The organism is Empedobacter tilapiae (assembly GCF_004785645.1).
In the GTDB taxonomy this organism is placed as follows: domain Bacteria; phylum Bacteroidota; class Bacteroidia; order Flavobacteriales; family Weeksellaceae; genus Empedobacter; species Empedobacter tilapiae.
In genome coordinates this window covers 22,003-37,520 of record NZ_SRPE01000002.1, presented here as the reverse complement: position 1 = coordinate 37,520, position 15,518 = coordinate 22,003, and the positions used below count along the sequence as shown (strand labels likewise).

The window sequence follows — 15,518 nt, the reverse complement described above, 5'->3', positions numbered from 1 at the left end:
CTTTAAGATATTTTTTTGCCTCTGGTTTTTGCTGGAGCTTTGGGCTTTTCCTGTTGTTCCTGCTGTTGTTTGTTTTTCGGTGTTTGTTGACCAGACTTCAAAGGCTCTTTGATGTTCTTGGTGGCCTCATTGGTTTTGCCTTCAGAATTGACGGCAGTTTGCGTTTTATGGGCTTCGGTTGGTTTTACTCTTTCCTTGTATTGATTTGGAAATTCAAAATTGGTTTTTCCATTTTCTTTATTGAAAGTGATATAACCTTGATATGGTTGCCCTTTTTTATCTTTCAATCCATCAATGTAGATGGTTTGACCGGCTTTGAAATCCTTATGTTGATCATCGGTCAATTCTTTACCTCTGAATGTTTTTGGAACTTCCTGAGATTGGTTTTGCTTATTTTCTTGAGTTTGTCCGTTGCTGTGGGTTTGCCTGTTAGAATTGTTTCGGTCGAACAAAAACTCCACATATCGCTTATCTGCATTGAACTGTACCGTTGCCGAAAATTCAGTTCCTTTCGTAGAAACCATACCTTCTAAATAAAGTGGTTTGCCTTCCAGTAGAGTTTGCTTTTGCTCTTCATTCAGTTTTACACCTTTAATTTCATCGGGAATTTTTATAAAATCCGTCCTCAATGCAATTACATCATTCGTTAGTCTGTCTATACTTATAATGGACGGCATCAGTTCTCCAGTTTTGGAATTTTTCAAATCTACCACACGCCCCATATTACCAGTTTCGAGCAGGTTCTTTTTGTCTTCATCCGTAAACTTGTGCCCGAAAAATTCAAAATGCAAATTGGGTTCTTTTTTGATGCCGTGTATTCCTACCACAACTTTTCCGTCTTCGGCTTGTTGTAAAGACAAGCGGGCATCTGTACGAAGAATTGTACCACCGAGGTTGACACCAATCGGTAAGAGTTCATTTGTTTTGTAACCTTTCAATAAAGGTTCAAGTAGGTTTCTCTTTTCAAGGTATTCCTTGCTTAATCCGAGATTGGTCATAGTATCCCAATCAATCTGCTCCGGTTTGTAGCGGTATTCGCTTGCTTCCTGTGTTGTTTGTGTTGTTGCCATATTATTTTGATTTACTTGTTTCTTATCCTGTTGCTGTTCTATTTTTACTTCGTGCTCTTTCATTATTTTTTCGCCTTCAGGAGTTGGCTTGTCAACCTGCTTTTGCATTTCCTGTGCTTTTTCAACAGCGATAGGTGCAGGCACTTTGAAGAATGAAAAATTGGTAGGGTTCTTTAGCTGACTGAAAAAATTGGAGAAGAAATTGGAAAAGAAATCACCGCTTTTGTCCACACGCATAAACTGGTTTTGGTTTTTCTTCGTGGGGTCAACAGTTTCCATTTTCCCGTTTTCGTCTATACTCTTTACGGCTTGGATTTTCATTTTTTCTTTGTCCAGCACCAGCAATATGTCCGATAACTGTTCGGGCATTTCCTGTTTATTTATGGTTTCTTCACTCATAGTCTGAAAATTTTAAAATTCAATGCCGAATGTAAAGGAAGCCTTCACTGAATTGCATTACTTGGCATTCAGAGGAAGTCTTTGTCTTTCATTGGCGTTATCTGGTTGAAGGTGGGTTAAAGCTATCTCTGATGAATTGATGAACATCAGACAATTTGTAATAAAGTTTGCCACTAATAGTGTAATAGGGCAGTTTGCCGATGGAGCGATACCGTTGCAGTGAACGGTTGCTGATTTTCAGCATCTGAAGTAAATCCTGGTTATCGAGCAGTTCCTCGCCATCTATGCTATTACGTTTCTTCTGTAATTCATCTATATTATCGCCCAGCATATCAAGACGTCCCATTAAGCGTTCCATCCACGCCAAAAATTCCATTCTGTCAATATTCATAATGATATTTTTAAGGGTTCATATCTATTTTTTATCTGTCTTTAGCTTTCTGCCTTTTTCGATGTAGCTTTTACCTTTTGCTATAAGTTCCTCTACAAATTTCTCACTGCTCTGTATGGCATTTGCGTTGAGCATATCTTTGATAGCTCCAATCGTATAGAAATACTGACCGTAGATTTTTGAATATGCTATTTCGCCTTTAGTACGCATACGCCAAAGTGTTTTCTCACTGAGGTGCAGGTATTGGCATACCTCGTGGTTATTGAGCCACAGGTCATCATAGCTTTTATCTTCCTGTTTTTTCAGATAATCAGCAATGGCATTAATACGGCTGTTGAGCTGTTGCCAGGCTTCTTCTTCAATGGTTATTATTTTCATTGCATAGCTTTTTTAAAGTTCACTATGCAAAATTGTGAAAGGTGGCAGTGTTTGTCTGCCAAGCCTTGCCAATTGGTTTGGCTGTTTTTTTAAAATTTTTACAATTATGGAAAACCCTTGTTTAATAAGGGTTTTATGGAATTTTGGGTATTTTGTAATGAAGTTTTGAGAGCATTTGCCAATTGGTAGATATGGGCAAAGAAAAAAGCAGTACGTTTTGGTACTGCTTTCAAATGGTTATTTTTGATATAGTTAAAGGTCTTTATCCATATATTCTTCAAGGGATATTTTGAGCTGGTCTAAAAATGCAGTTCTTGAACCAGCCCTTGTCTTCATTCGGTGGAATGAATGATGAATGTCGTTTAAAGGAGTTCGAAAAAGCACCTGAAAAATCAAAGCTAATTTTCTTATACCTATTTTTCCATATGCAATGGAATTTGAAGCATATAGAGCATATATCAGTTCGATAAGTGCATTTTGAGAATTGGTCCACGAAATATCCTTGTTTGCATCTAAATTTTGTAATATTGTATCGGGATTTTCTTCAGGATTTATTTTGGTAAGAGTGTAAGTATAAAGTAGTTCATTGGCAATAATATGTGCTATTTTGTTGTCGTAATATGTGGAGAAGCTAAGGTCAATTTCAAATACGCCACTCTTTAATCCATCGTGATAGTTAATCTTTCCGAGCCTGAAATAAGTGTGATCACGGTCGGTTCTGCCAGCACGGTAATATCTGTAGAAATCTTCATTGCAAATACTTTCTTTATATTCTAACTTGAGATTTTTTAAAACATTTTCATAATAACTTTGATGTATTTTACCATTACTCACGGGACAGGTAGTTTCTATCCGAAATACTTTATTGTAATAAATAAGTTTTCCAAGGATTTGCGGTTTAACATTCTTAAAGAAATCAACCTCTTGATCTTCATTTAAAAATCCAACTTGCAATATTTCAGTTTTAATAGCACACAACATTTCATTTAGAAACAAAATCATTTGATATGCTTCATCAGATGACCGTATCATTTGAGAAGAAATTTTGTCCTCCTTATGCCGAATTTCTGATAATATTTTACTCAATATAATTTCCATAGCATAGATGTTTTTAAAGTTTGCAGAATTTTATTCAGAACTCATCTAGTTCTTGGTATGTCAAAATTTGGAAATAATATTGAAACCAACACCACAGGTTTACCACAGTGGGGGAATTTTCTTAAAAGTTTTTCTGGTTTGATAACAAACAAAAAGGGCAAAGACACAATGCATTTTACCCTTTTATTTTTATATTTGCAGTAATGATTTACAAGGTAATTAAGTGAAAGCAAGTGCAGTAAGCACCATTACTAAATCGTTACCGATAAGGTTTTAACTCTTGTAAACTGCTCTTTATTAGCCACTTTTGGCTCTATTAATCTTTTTCTTTAAAAATATTAATTTAATAGAATTTTTGCCCAACTTTCTTCTAATGGCAACAACCAATTTTGTTTAAAATCATTCAAAGAAGAAACTCCATTATTAAAAACTTTGACATTTTTAATTTCTCCTTCTTTTACTTTTTGTTTAAATGTTGGTAATTTTTCGATAAAAATTTCTTCCTCATTTTCATACGAAACTAACATTCTGTTCAATAAATCGAACGAATAATCAGTATCTATTTCACGAACGATTTTCGTCAATTTATCAATTGAACAACCACTTGCTGTTGCTTGATTTTCATCTACTCCAACTACAATAAATTGATCGTAAGGTAAATCAAAATCAGCTAAAAGTTCTGCCCCATGTGCATTCCAATCTGCAATAAAATTATCTAGTTTTGCTATAATAGCTTGTTTTTCTTCTATTGAGAATTTACGATTGGCTTGAAAAATCCAAATTTTTGAATCGTCTGCTAAATTCATTTTCTCTCTAATTTAAAATTTGTTTTTCAAAGTTACAAAATAATTAATTAGAGATTTTTTTATTAATCGTAAAGATTAAACTTTATAAAAATAAAGAAACCATCTCTATATAGAGATGGTTTCTTTGTTTTTATCCTAGATGATATAAGACTTATAAATCTTTGGCTTCCATAATTAATTCGGCTAAATCTTTAACCAAAACTGTAGATTCCTTTTCGAAATGTTTTACACCATCAGTCATCATTGTATTACAAAAAGGACAACCTGTAGCAATTATATGTGGTTCTTTTTCAAGTGCTTCTTCTGTTCGTTCGATGTTAACATCTTTATTACCTTTCTCTGGCTCTTTGAACATCTGTGCTCCTCCTGCTCCACAACATAATCCACGTGTTTTACAACGTTTCATTTCGACTAACTCGGCATCTAATTTTTCTATTAATTCCCGAGGAGCTTCGTAAACATCGTTTCCACGTCCTAAGTAACAAGGGTCATGAAAAGTGATTCGTCTTCCTTTGAACGTTTCAGAACCTTCTAATTTCAATTTACCTTCGTTGATTAACTGTTGTAAATATTGAGAATGATGTAAAACTTCGTACTCACCACCTAAACTTGGGTATTCATTTTTTAAGGTATTGAAACAATGTGGACAAGTTGTCACAATTTTTTTAATCTCATAAGCATTCAAAACTTCAATGTTCATCATTGCTTGCATTTGAAAAACGAATTCGTTACCAGCTCGTTTTGCAGGATCTCCTGTACAAGATTCCTCTGTTCCTAAAACTGCAAATTCTACTCCTATATTATTTAAAATCTTTACGAAAGCTCGTGTTATTTTTTTTGCTCTATCATCAAAACTTCCAGCACATCCAACCCAAAACAAAACTTCTGGTTGTTTGCCTTCGGCCATATATTGAGCCATTGTCTTAACTGTAATATTTGACATATTTTTTTGTAGTCTTTGTTGTTATAATAATGGATTTGATTTAATGTTTCCCATCATCAAAAACTTGAATAGAAACACTTTTTTCGACCAAATCCGTGAATTTACCATTGTATCGCGTTGCTTTTACTAAATGGTTATCAACCCAATGATAATTTCCTCCGCGAGGTTTTCCCATTAAAAGTCCATGATATTTAAACCCATGTTTCTTTAACCAAATTTCAGTGTATTCACGATGTTCTTCTGTTCTTGATGTAAAAAATGTAATAATATGTCCTTCATCATACCATTTATTCAATGTTTCTAAAGCATCTGGATAAACCTCTGCTGTTAACATTCTTTCTGGTTCTTCATTTGGAATATCGTCACAAATTGTTCCATCAATATCAATCAAATAGTTTTTGACATTTTCTGGTAAAATAGGACTTACTCTTTCTCCGTTTTCAATTTTTTCCTCTAAGAAATTTTCCATGTGTGTTGTGTTTGTGTGTTATGTATAAATTAATAGTTCTTCGAGAATGAGTAATTGTATTTTACGATTTTAATCGTTTGCCCAGTTCAATCTATCAGCATTATTAAATTGCCAAGGAGCTCCATTATTTTCGATGTTTGTCATCATCATATTAAGCTCTTGCGGTGCTGCAGATTGCTCCATTACTAAATATCGTCTCAAATCAACAATAATTGATAACGGATCTATATTTACTGGGCAAGCTTGTGTACAAGCATTACAAGTATTACAAGCCCACAATTCCTCTGGTGTAATATAATCATTTAAAAGTGTTTTCCCATCATCTACAAACTTTCCATTTGTATCAATATTTTTACTTACTTCTTCTAATCGATCACGAGTATCCATCATAATTTTACGTGGAGACAATTTTTTTCCTGTTGTATTAGCAGGACACTCAGATGTACATCGTCCACATTCTGTACATGTATAAGCATTTAATAATTGTACTCTATTTAAATCAAAAATATCTTTTGCTCCAAATGTTTCTGGTTCTCCTTGTGGTTCTGCAGGTGCAGCATAAGGATCTGCATTTGGATCCATCATCATTTTTACTTCATCTGTTACAGACTGTAAATTATTAAATTCTGCCTTAGGTTCTAATTTAGAAAACCATGTATTTGGAAAGGCTAAAATGATATGTAAATGTTTTGAATAGTATAAATAATTCAAGAAAAAGAAAATACCTATAATATGGAACCACCAAGCAGCTCTTTCGATAATTGTAATAAAAGTAATATCATTAAAATGACTAATCAGTGGCGCTGTTAACCAAGATGAAATTGGAAAAGATCCTGTCTCAATATAATGAGGTGCTCCCATTTTTTGTAAAACTTGATCTGCTCCATTCATTGTAAATAAAGCTAGCATGAATGCAACTTCCATAATTAGAATATAGTTTGCATCATCTTTTGCCCAGCCCTTCATTTCTGGTTTCCAAAAACGTCCAACTTTTACAACGTTTCTTCTAATGAAGAAAATAATACAAGAAATCATAACCAAAAAGGCTAAAATTTCAAAAAAGGCAATCATTCCATTATAGAAATTTCCTAAGAAACTTAGTACACGGTGTGTTCCGAATACACCATCGATGATAATTTCTAAAACTTCAATATTGATTAAAATAAAACCTACATAAACAAAAATATGTAGAATACCTGCAACAGGACGAACTGTCATTTTTCCTTGTCCTAAAGCTACACGAGCCATCGTTTTCCATCTTTCAGCAGGATGGTCGAAACGATCAATTTCTTTTCCTAATCTGATATTACGTATTAGTTTCTTTACGTTTTTTGCAAAGAACCAAATACTTCCAATCATAATTAGAAGAAAGATTACATTTGGAATGTACTTCATCATTTTAACTAGTCTTTTTGTGAGTTTTGAGTATTATTTTGTTCTAATTGTTATGGTTGTACAGTTTGTTTTTTACCAAAAACTGAAATGTTTACATAACGACTTGGATTTTTCTTTAAGTCAGTCACTAATTCATTCATATTTTTGATAGTTGCTTCTAATTCATTTGCGAGCGATTCATCTTTTGCTAATTTACCTAAAGAACCTTTACCATTGTTCATATCTTCTAACAATGTGTTTAAGTTTTTGGAAGCATTTTCAAAATTCTTAATAACTTGATCCAATTCTAAAGCATTTAGCTTATCTGCTGTTTTACCAAATTTATCTACTGTAGCTTTTGCTGAAGCCATTGTAGCACTAGCATTATTAAGAGTTGTGTTTAATGTTTTTTCATTTGTCTCGATCAAACGATTTGCACTATTGGATGTTTCTGTCAATGACTTAGCTGTTTTATCGAATGAATCAATTGTATGATTTAAATTTCTCAGCATTGCTTTAATGTCTTGTTGAGTACTTGGATCTAATACATTATTTACACTTCCTAATGTTTGATTAAAGCTTAATAAAACACTGTCTAATTTAGCTTGAGTTGGCGTCAATTGTTTTGTTAAACCATCTAACATTCCTCCCGCAATACGTCCTTCTAAGAAATCTCCATCTTTTGCTATATCTGGTCCATAATCCAATAATAAACGAATTTCAGGTCCAGACATAATTCCTGGTTCATAAATCTCTGCAATTGTTTTTTTCGAGAACTCAATGTCTTTTTCTACAGAAATTACCACTTCAAAATAAATTGGCTTTGCTGTATCTATAATTTTAATTTCTTTTACTTGTCCTACTCTTAGTCCATTTATAGAAACAGGCTTCGAGGGAGCTAATCCATTTACATTTTCAAATTTCACCGTAAATAAACGTCCTGATGAAAAGATATTTTGTCCTTTTAAGAAATTGAATAACATGAAAAAACCAATCAATGTAGCGATGGTTATGATTCCTATTTTTAATTCTTTAGATAATTTCACTTGTTATGATTTTATGCAAAAATAAAATTTAATTTGTAAAGAAACATTTTATATTTCATTTACATTGGAGACTCTCCATTAAATGTAACAATAAAAGCATTTCTAAAACCTTTATCCTGAACTTGTTTTAATGTTTTCTGAGCAGCTTCCATTGTTTTATCTGCTCCATAATAATATTTTTGAAGACCTCCTTCTTTTACTCTCAAAACATCTGTAAGTCCATTAAACTTATCATCTTTATCTTTATATTTTTTGTTAGATGTCATAAACTGTACACGATAATTTTTAACTCCATCTAGCTTTTTATTTATTTCGAACTCTACTATTTTAGCACCAGAGAAACCTTTACGTTTTACTGTTTGTAACAAATCATCTGCTCGAGATTGCAAGTCCGTCTCCCCATAATAATATACATAATTATCACCTTCCTGAATCACATCTAAATCCGTTAAACCTCTTAATTGTGGAGAAGTAGCAGAAAATTTCATTTTAGATTCCATTACTTTTACTTTAAGTTTTTTTCCTTCTAATGGTTTCTCAACTTTCTTTGAAGGTTTTGGTTTTTCATCCTCTTCTTCGATTCCACTTCTTCGATCAAATTCTTTTTTAAATTGTTTGAAAGCTTCATAAATTGTAGCAGTCGATTTTTCTTTTCCTTCGTCTGATGCTAAAAATGTTCCTTCATCATAATTAGAAATAAATCCTAACTCGACTAAAACAGAAGGTGAAGCATTTCCTCTCAAAACATGAAAATTAGCTTGCTTTACTCCTCTACTTTTTCTAAAATCGCGATTAACAAATCCTTTTTCTACTAAATCTGCAAAACGAATAGATTGCTCTTTATATGCGGCATTCATAATTTCAAAAGCAATAACAGCCTCAGGGTCATTTGGATTAAATTTTTCATATCGTTCTTGATCTTTTTCTAAAAACACAACCGAATTCTCTCGACGAGAAACTTCATCTGTTTCATTAGAACGTTTTAATCCCATGACAAATGTCTCAGTTCCTGTTGCACTTGTGTTTGATGCAGAATTACAATGTATAGAAACAAATAAATTTGCATGATTATCATTTGAAATTCGTGTACGTTCCCATAATTCTAAAAAAATATCTGTATCACGTGTTAAAACAACTTTAACATCTTTGTGATTTTTTTTAATTAATTCCGCCAATCTTTTCGAAACATCTAACGTGATATTCTTTTCATAATCAGCGACTCCCCTTGCTCCAGCATCATGTCCACCATGACCAGCATCAATAACAATAACAAAATTTTGCTTTTTTTGTGCAAATGAAAATGTAGAAAATATCATCATCATCACAAAAAATAAATACTTTTGTATGTTAATCATTTTTAAACTCATACTCTAGGTTTGTTTTTTTGATTAATTTTGACGCAATTTATAAAAAATAAGTTTTTCAATTTGTTTACAAAGGCAATTAAATCGATTTTATTTTTTAGTCCAGTAATGGTTTGCACCGTTTCATTCGGTCAAATTAGACAAAATAATAACGATAAAGATCATTCGAAAATTGTTTCTGATTCAATAAAATTAGATACAATTATACCTGTAAAAGAAAAATTAGAATTTGTGGTAGAACACAGTTCTGAAGACGAAATTCATAACCGTAAAAAACGTATGACTTATCTTTTACGAAAAGCACATGTAGTTTATGGAGATATGACCATTGACGCAGATTACATTGAACTTAATTGGGATACAGGAGATGTTTATGCCGAAGGTAAACGTGACTCTATTGGTAATATTATTGAGAAAACAAAATTCTTACAAGGACAACAGGAAATTTTGCAAGATGCTTTTAAAGTGAATTTCAAAACAAAAGTTGGTATTGCATATAATATCCGAATGACGCAGGAAGATGGAATAATTATCGCAGATAAAGCAAAACGCGTTAACGATTCGGTTATGCTATTAAAACGTGCTGATTTTACAACTGATACTTATTTTAAAGAAGGAAAAGATACTCGTCCAGATTATTTTCTTCGTGCGAAAGAAGGAAAAATGGTTGATAAAAATGGTAAAAAGACTTTGATTACTGGACCAATCAATATGTGGATTTATGATGTACCTACTCCACTAGCTTTACCATTTGGTTATATTCCAGCAATGGGAGAAAAACGTGCTGCTGGTATTTTAATGCCTCGTCCTGGTGAGCGTACAAATCTAGGTTTCTTTATAGAAGATTTAGGTTTTTATGTCCCTTTTGGAGACAATTTCGATTTAAAACTTTCTGGAGATATTTATACAAAAGGAAGTTGGGCTGTAAGAGCTGAATCTACTTATAAGAAACGTTATAAATATAGTGGTTCTTTTTCAGCTACAACCGATAATAGATTAACAGGTATAAAAGGTATTTCAAATGGTGCAAATGCTTTTCAGAAAAACAATATGTTTCAAGTAACTTGGAGTCATCTTCAAGACCCTAAAGCTAATCCATATTGGTTATTCAATGCAAATGTCAACTTTTCTAGTACAAAATATTACCGCGAATCTGTACGAAATCAATATATTAATACTGGACAAGTTTTTACAAACAATGTTAACTCATCAATTAGTTTAACAAAAAACTTTGAGACGTTACCATTCACTGCGAGTATGAATATGAATCATTCTCAAAATTATAATACAGGAATTATTAGTGTTACTCTACCAAATTTAACATTTACGATGAGTCGCATTTATCCTTTTGCTAAGAAAAACACACCTAAAGAAGGTTTATTACAAAATCTTGGTGTTTCTTATGCATTCCAAGCAGCTAATCAAGTTACTACAAACGATAGTGATATTTTTACTGACAAAATGTGGAAAGACCAAATGCGTATGGGAGCTTCTCATAAAGTTGACTTAAATACAGGTGTTACATTAGCAAACTACTTCCCTTTAACTTTATCATCTAGATATAATGAAGTTTGGGGAGACAATCATATCATAAAATCATATAACTCTACAAATAATAAAGAAGAAAAAACTATTGTAAAAGGATTCAATGCTTACAGAACATTTGATTTTAACGCTAGTATTTCTACCAATTTTTACGGATTATATCTTAATCCAAATAAAGAAGCTAAAATACTAGGTATTCAACACGTTATTTCTCCTTCTATTGGTTTCACGTACACTCCTAACTTTCGGTCTGAAAGTTGGGGATATTACAAACCCTTTACAAATAAAAACCAAGAACAGGACTGGTACAATCAATACGAAAACATACTTAATGGAGTAGATATTCCTCCTTTATCGAATTCTTTAAATTTTGGAATTTCAAACAACTTGGAGATGAAAATAAAGGATAATAGCGATCCTAAAGGTTTTAAAAAAATAAAGATTTTTGAAACATTAAATTTCAGTTCTTCATATAATTTAGCTGCAGAAGAATTTAAACTTTCGCCAATTATTATAAACGGAATGACATCATTATTTGATCGCAAAGTGAATGTACAATTCTCTTCTAGTGTTAATCCATATCAAATCAGAAGATATCTTAATGCTTCTGGTGAAGAAGTCTCTGAGTATGTTGACAAAATAGGTTTAGGAAATCTACGAATAACAAACATGACATTAGGTACAGGATACACTTTCGATAATAGTACATTTGGAGGAAAACGTTTCGATGCAAAGAACTATAAAAAAAGAGGAACTGTTCGTGATGAAAATTTTTATTATGACAATGACAATTATGCTCAATTTGCAATACCATGGAGTTTAACTGCAAATGTCACCTATAATTACAACAAAATGCTTGAAAGAAAAGGAAAATCAACAGGATCTATTGCTTTCAATGGAAAAATTTCTCCTACTCCATATTGGGCAATTTCGGCAAACGCAACTTATGATTTTATTAAAAATGAAATAACATATGTTCGCTTCGGTTTTGAAAGAGATTTACGTAGTTTTACATTATCATTCAACTGGACTCCTATGGGAACATATAAAAGTTATGATTTCTTTATCGGAATCAAAGCATCAATCTTACAAGATTTAAAATACAACGACAGATCAAGACTTAATTACTAAAAAATATTAAACATGAAAAAACAAATAATTCATACAGATAAAGCTCCACAAGCTATTGGACCATATTCTCAAGGAGTAAAATACAATGGTTTTATTTACACATCTGGACAAATTCCTTTTAATGTAGAGAAAAATGAATTAGTAACAACAGGAATTCAAGATGAAGTTCATCAAGTAATGAAAAATGTAATTGCAATTCTAGAAGAAGGAGGAACAACGATAGATAATGTAGTAAAAACAACAATCTTCGTAAAAGATTTAAATGATTTCAATGCTGTAAATGAAATTTATGCTTCATATTTCAATGACACCAATTTTCCAGCTCGCGAATGTGTAGAAGTAGCTCGATTGCCTCGCGATGTAAATGTTGAAATCTCTGTCATAGCAATTGCAGATTAATAAAAATATATGCTTAAAGACAAAACTGTATTAAGAAACACTATTGCAGTAATTGTAGGACTAATTATTATCTATACAATTATACAATTTGGACTTATATACAACGCAAACAGATTACATTGGGATGACAAAATTTTTCCAGAATGGAGACATGTTATCAAATACTTTTCGCATGGAGAAGGTAAAAGATTCGAAGTGCAATTCTTTGGTTCAATGTTAGCTATCAGTGGAATAGCCGCTTTAGTTGGGGGAGTTATTACAGCGTTATTAGTAAAAAGAGCAAAGCAAGCTTACACAATGTTTGTTGGTTTTATTGTTTTAATTGTAGCTTTAGGAGATGTTCTTATTACACCTTATCATCCAACTTGGTACGAAATTGCTATTTGTCCAGTTTTATTCTTTTCATCTTGGATTGGAGGTTTAATCGTAGATTTAATTTATAAAAATTTTCTCAAAAAACACAAACCATCAAGCCAATCTTATTAAAATTAAATTATGTCTGAAAGAGATAGAAAAATAAGAGTTGCCATTTCTATTGGTGATTATAATGGAGTTGGAATAGAGGTTATTCTAAAAACTCTACAAGAAAAAGAAATTACAGAGTTTTTTACACCTGTTATATTTGCCTCAACAAAACTTTTATCTTTCCAAAAAGATCGTTTAAAATTTGACCGAATCAATTTTCAAGGAATTCAAGATGCAAGTCAAGTTGTAGACGGAAAAATAAATGTTGTCAATCTTTGGAAAGATCAAATTGATGTTCATTTTGGTAAAGTAACAAAAGAAGCTGGAGAACATGCTTATCAATCTTTAAAAGCTGCTTCACAATCTGTGATTGATGGTTTTACAGATGTTTTAGTTACAGCGCCAATTAACAAAGACAATATTCAATCCGAAGAATTTCATTTCCCAGGTCATACTGAATATTTAGGAGAAGTTTGGGGAGGAAAACCTTTGATGTTCTTAGTTTCAGAAAAATTAAGAGTTGGATTAGTCACTCAACACATTCCAATAAAAGATATCGCTCGTAATATTAATCATAAATCTGTCTATGCTAAAATTCAGCAAATTCATAAAAGCTTAGTTGAAGATTACGCAATCAGTAAACCAAAAATTGCAGTTCTAGGTCTTAATCCACATGCAGGAGACAATGGATTATTAGGATCAGAGGAAAAAGAAATTATTACTCCAGTAATTGAACGTTGTATCAATGAAAATCAATTAGTTTTTGGACCATATTCAGCAGATAGCTTTTTCAATCCTTCTAATTTAGACGCTTTTGATGCAGTTCTTGCCATGTATCATGATCAAGGTTTAGTAGCATTTAAAACAATTAGTTTTGATGAAGGTGTTAATTATACCGCTGGATTAAAATTTGTACGTACGTCTCCAGATCATGGTGTTGCTTACGACATAGCAGGAAAAGGAATTGCAAACGAAGAATCATTTAAAGAAGCTATTTTTTCGGCTATCGAATTGTATAAAAATCGAAACGAATATCAAGAGCTAACAAAAAATGTATTACAACATATTCCTCTAAAATTAGAGAAAGGCGATAATAAAGAATAAAAAATTAAAATAAGTTGCAAAGAGCTATTAATTTTAAATAAATTAGATTATCTTTGCACACCTTTTTGTGGTATGGACAAGTTAAAAAATTATAATATTGTATTTACAAGCTTGCCTTTTGGTAAGAGTGATTTTACATTCGAATTATCACAATCGTTCTTTGATTTATTTGAAATTGAGCAAGATTTTGACAATCCTAATTTAATTGCAACAATTATTTTGGATAAAAAATCAACAATGCTTGAGTTAGAAATCAGCTTAAAAGGAGACATTACAGTCCCTTGTGATTTGACTGGAGAATTGTTTCAACAAGAAATTTCAAATAATGCAGAATTAATTGTTAAATTTGGAGACGAGTTTGACGATACTGATTTTGAGATTTGGGTTATTCCTCGTGAAGAATACCAAATCAATCTTGCACAAGTTCTTTTTGAATTAGCAATGTTATCAGTACCAACAAAACGAATTCATCCCGATGTCTTAAACGGTAAAAGCGATTCTGAAATGATAGAATTATTAGACCAATACAGCATTTACGAATTAGACGAAGATGCAGAAGACGAGCATAACGATGAAGACAACAACAATGATGACGATGACGATAATAACGACATTGATCCTCGTTGGGCAAAATTGAAAGATTTAAAACCTTAATTGGTTTTTATTATTAAAATAAATTATAGAAATAAAGAAAAAAAAGTAGTTAGATATGGCACATCCTAAGAGAAGACAGTCGTCAACAAGAAGAGATAAACGTAGAACACACTACAAAATCGAAGCTCCACAATTAGCAATCGATAAAACAACAGGTGAAGCACATTTATATCACAGAGCTCACTGGTCTGACGGAAAATTATACTACAAAGGTAAAGTAGTATTAGAGAAAGTACAAGAAGTTACTGAATAATATAATCTTACAAAGATTTTGAAGCTGTTTCTATAAAAGAAACAGCTTTTTTATTTTTTTTTCAATACCTTTGAAATCGTTTTATAAAAAACAAACATAAAAGGTCAAATAAAAAACCGCATTATATGGACATTAAAGACATTCAAAATTTAATTAGATTCGTATCAAAAGCAGAAGTTGCTGAAGTGAGCATCAAACAAGATGACATCGAAATCAAAATCAAAACTTTAGCTAGCGTACCTGCGCAAGTTGCGTCTCAACAATTTTATGTACCTCAAGCTCCTGTAGCACAAGCTGCAACGCTACAAGCGACTGCTGCTACACCAGTAAGTAACTCTACAACTCCATCAGAAGAAGAAAACAGTAATTTAATCACAGTAAAATCTCCAATGATTGGAACTTTCTACCGTTCTGCAGGTCCAGGTAAAGATCCTTTCGTAGGTGTTGGTGATTCTATCGCTCCAGGAAAAGTTTTATGTATTGTTGAAGCTATGAAATTATTCAACGAAATTGAATCAGAAGTTTCAGGAAAAATCGTTAAAATTTTAGTTGACGATGCTAGTCCTGTTGAGTATGATCAACCATTATTCTTAGTTGATCCAGCTTAATTTATTTTTTAGAATAGAAAA

At 32.0% G+C, this 15,518-nt stretch carries 17 protein-coding genes; 7 read left to right on the top strand and 10 right to left on the bottom strand.

Annotated features, from left to right (window positions below):
- Positions 1-2: 2 nt before the first annotated feature.
- The 10 genes from E4J94_RS02140 to E4J94_RS02095 form a co-directional block, all read right to left on the bottom strand.
- On the bottom strand, positions 3-1,469 hold the full coding sequence (locus E4J94_RS02140; RefSeq protein ID WP_068944926.1) for a DUF3945 domain-containing protein: 1,467 nt from the start codon (positions 1,467-1,469) through the stop codon (positions 3-5).
- 97 nt (positions 1,470-1,566) lie between these two features.
- Entirely contained in the window at positions 1,567-1,860 is a 294-nt protein-coding gene (locus E4J94_RS02135) for a helix-turn-helix domain-containing protein (protein ID WP_002978174.1), read from the bottom strand.
- Positions 1,861-1,884: 24 nt separating this feature from the next.
- Entirely contained in the window at positions 1,885-2,238 is a 354-nt protein-coding gene (locus E4J94_RS02130) for a helix-turn-helix domain-containing protein (protein ID WP_135834255.1), read from the bottom strand.
- 252 nt (positions 2,239-2,490) lie between these two features.
- On the bottom strand, positions 2,491-3,336 hold the full coding sequence (locus E4J94_RS02125) for an RteC domain-containing protein (RefSeq protein WP_068944928.1): 846 nt from the start codon (positions 3,334-3,336) through the stop codon (positions 2,491-2,493).
- 338 nt (positions 3,337-3,674) lie between these two features.
- Entirely contained in the window at positions 3,675-4,142 is a 468-nt protein-coding gene (locus tag E4J94_RS02120; protein WP_135834254.1) for an ABC transporter ATPase, read from the bottom strand.
- A 151-nt stretch (positions 4,143-4,293) separates the two neighbouring features.
- Positions 4,294-5,085 (bottom strand): (Fe-S)-binding protein, encoded by a 792-nt coding sequence (locus E4J94_RS02115; protein WP_135834253.1) that lies wholly within the window; start codon positions 5,083-5,085, stop codon positions 4,294-4,296.
- Between the two features lie 40 nt (positions 5,086-5,125).
- Entirely contained in the window at positions 5,126-5,554 is a 429-nt protein-coding gene (locus tag E4J94_RS02110) for an LNS2 domain-containing protein (RefSeq protein WP_135834252.1), read from the bottom strand.
- 69 nt (positions 5,555-5,623) lie between these two features.
- Positions 5,624-6,949, bottom strand: a complete 1,326-nt coding sequence (locus E4J94_RS02105; RefSeq protein WP_135834586.1) for a (Fe-S)-binding protein — start codon at positions 6,947-6,949, stop codon at positions 5,624-5,626.
- Between the two features lie 50 nt (positions 6,950-6,999).
- Positions 7,000-7,974, bottom strand: coding sequence for an MlaD family protein (locus E4J94_RS02100; protein ID WP_135834251.1), 975 nt, complete (start codon positions 7,972-7,974; stop codon positions 7,000-7,002).
- A gap of 59 nt (positions 7,975-8,033) precedes the next feature.
- Complete coding sequence (locus tag E4J94_RS02095; RefSeq protein WP_246034235.1) at positions 8,034-9,329, bottom strand: N-acetylmuramoyl-L-alanine amidase family protein; 1,296 nt, start codon at positions 9,327-9,329, stop codon at positions 8,034-8,036.
- A gap of 72 nt (positions 9,330-9,401) precedes the next feature.
- Between E4J94_RS02095 and E4J94_RS02090 the strand changes: the two genes are divergently transcribed.
- The 7 genes from E4J94_RS02090 to accB all read left to right on the top strand — a co-directional run bounded on the left by E4J94_RS02090 (position 9,402) and on the right by accB (position 15,497).
- A complete protein-coding gene (locus E4J94_RS02090; RefSeq protein ID WP_135834250.1) occupies positions 9,402-12,014 on the top strand; it encodes a putative LPS assembly protein LptD in 2,613 nt (870 codons plus the stop codon).
- A 12-nt stretch (positions 12,015-12,026) separates the two neighbouring features.
- A complete protein-coding gene (locus tag E4J94_RS02085; RefSeq protein ID WP_135834249.1) occupies positions 12,027-12,413 on the top strand; it encodes a RidA family protein in 387 nt (128 codons plus the stop codon).
- 9 nt (positions 12,414-12,422) lie between these two features.
- The gene (locus tag E4J94_RS02080) at positions 12,423-12,899 is read left to right on the top strand and encodes a hypothetical protein (protein WP_135834248.1); all 477 of its coding nucleotides are present in this window, start codon (positions 12,423-12,425) and stop codon (positions 12,897-12,899) included.
- Positions 12,900-12,908: 9 nt separating this feature from the next.
- Entirely contained in the window at positions 12,909-13,982 is a 1,074-nt protein-coding gene (pdxA, locus tag E4J94_RS02075; protein WP_135834247.1) for a 4-hydroxythreonine-4-phosphate dehydrogenase PdxA, read from the top strand.
- Between the two features lie 72 nt (positions 13,983-14,054).
- Positions 14,055-14,636 carry a YceD family protein gene (locus E4J94_RS02070; protein WP_135834246.1) on the top strand — a complete coding sequence of 194 codons (582 nt, stop codon included), beginning with the start codon at positions 14,055-14,057 and terminating at the stop codon, positions 14,634-14,636.
- Positions 14,637-14,691: 55 nt separating this feature from the next.
- The gene (gene rpmF / locus E4J94_RS02065) at positions 14,692-14,889 is read left to right on the top strand and encodes a 50S ribosomal protein L32 (protein WP_019975824.1); all 198 of its coding nucleotides are present in this window, start codon (positions 14,692-14,694) and stop codon (positions 14,887-14,889) included.
- A gap of 125 nt (positions 14,890-15,014) precedes the next feature.
- A complete protein-coding gene (gene accB, locus E4J94_RS02060) occupies positions 15,015-15,497 on the top strand; it encodes an acetyl-CoA carboxylase biotin carboxyl carrier protein (RefSeq protein WP_135834245.1) in 483 nt (160 codons plus the stop codon).
- The last annotated feature ends 21 nt before the right edge of the window (positions 15,498-15,518 follow it).

What these genes read in the sequence shown, in the direction of transcription:
- rpmF (WP_019975824.1), top strand. Translation starts at nt 14,692, where the DNA reads ATGGCACATCCTAAGAGAAGACAGTCGTCAACAAGAAGAGATAAACGT.
- accB (WP_135834245.1), top strand. Translation starts at nt 15,015, where the DNA reads ATGGACATTAAAGACATTCAAAATTTAATTAGATTCGTATCAAAAGCA.
- E4J94_RS02130 (WP_135834255.1), bottom strand. Translation starts at nt 2,238, where the DNA reads ATGAAAATAATAACCATTGAAGAAGAAGCCTGGCAACAGCTCAACAGC.
- E4J94_RS02135 (WP_002978174.1), bottom strand. Translation starts at nt 1,860, where the DNA reads ATGAATATTGACAGAATGGAATTTTTGGCGTGGATGGAACGCTTAATG.
- E4J94_RS02140 (WP_068944926.1), bottom strand. Translation starts at nt 1,469, where the DNA reads ATGAGTGAAGAAACCATAAATAAACAGGAAATGCCCGAACAGTTATCG.
- E4J94_RS02085 (WP_135834249.1), top strand. Translation starts at nt 12,027, where the DNA reads ATGAAAAAACAAATAATTCATACAGATAAAGCTCCACAAGCTATTGGA.
- E4J94_RS02125 (WP_068944928.1), bottom strand. Translation starts at nt 3,336, where the DNA reads ATGGAAATTATATTGAGTAAAATATTATCAGAAATTCGGCATAAGGAG.
- E4J94_RS02115 (WP_135834253.1), bottom strand. Translation starts at nt 5,085, where the DNA reads ATGTCAAATATTACAGTTAAGACAATGGCTCAATATATGGCCGAAGGC.
- E4J94_RS02095 (WP_246034235.1), bottom strand. Translation starts at nt 9,329, where the DNA reads ATGATTAACATACAAAAGTATTTATTTTTTGTGATGATGATGATATTT.
- E4J94_RS02070 (WP_135834246.1), top strand. Translation starts at nt 14,055, where the DNA reads ATGGACAAGTTAAAAAATTATAATATTGTATTTACAAGCTTGCCTTTT.
- E4J94_RS02110 (WP_135834252.1), bottom strand. Translation starts at nt 5,554, where the DNA reads ATGGAAAATTTCTTAGAGGAAAAAATTGAAAACGGAGAAAGAGTAAGT.
- E4J94_RS02080 (WP_135834248.1), top strand. Translation starts at nt 12,423, where the DNA reads ATGCTTAAAGACAAAACTGTATTAAGAAACACTATTGCAGTAATTGTA.
- E4J94_RS02105 (WP_135834586.1), bottom strand. Translation starts at nt 6,949, where the DNA reads ATGAAGTACATTCCAAATGTAATCTTTCTTCTAATTATGATTGGAAGT.
- E4J94_RS02120 (WP_135834254.1), bottom strand. Translation starts at nt 4,142, where the DNA reads ATGAATTTAGCAGACGATTCAAAAATTTGGATTTTTCAAGCCAATCGT.
- pdxA (WP_135834247.1), top strand. Translation starts at nt 12,909, where the DNA reads ATGTCTGAAAGAGATAGAAAAATAAGAGTTGCCATTTCTATTGGTGAT.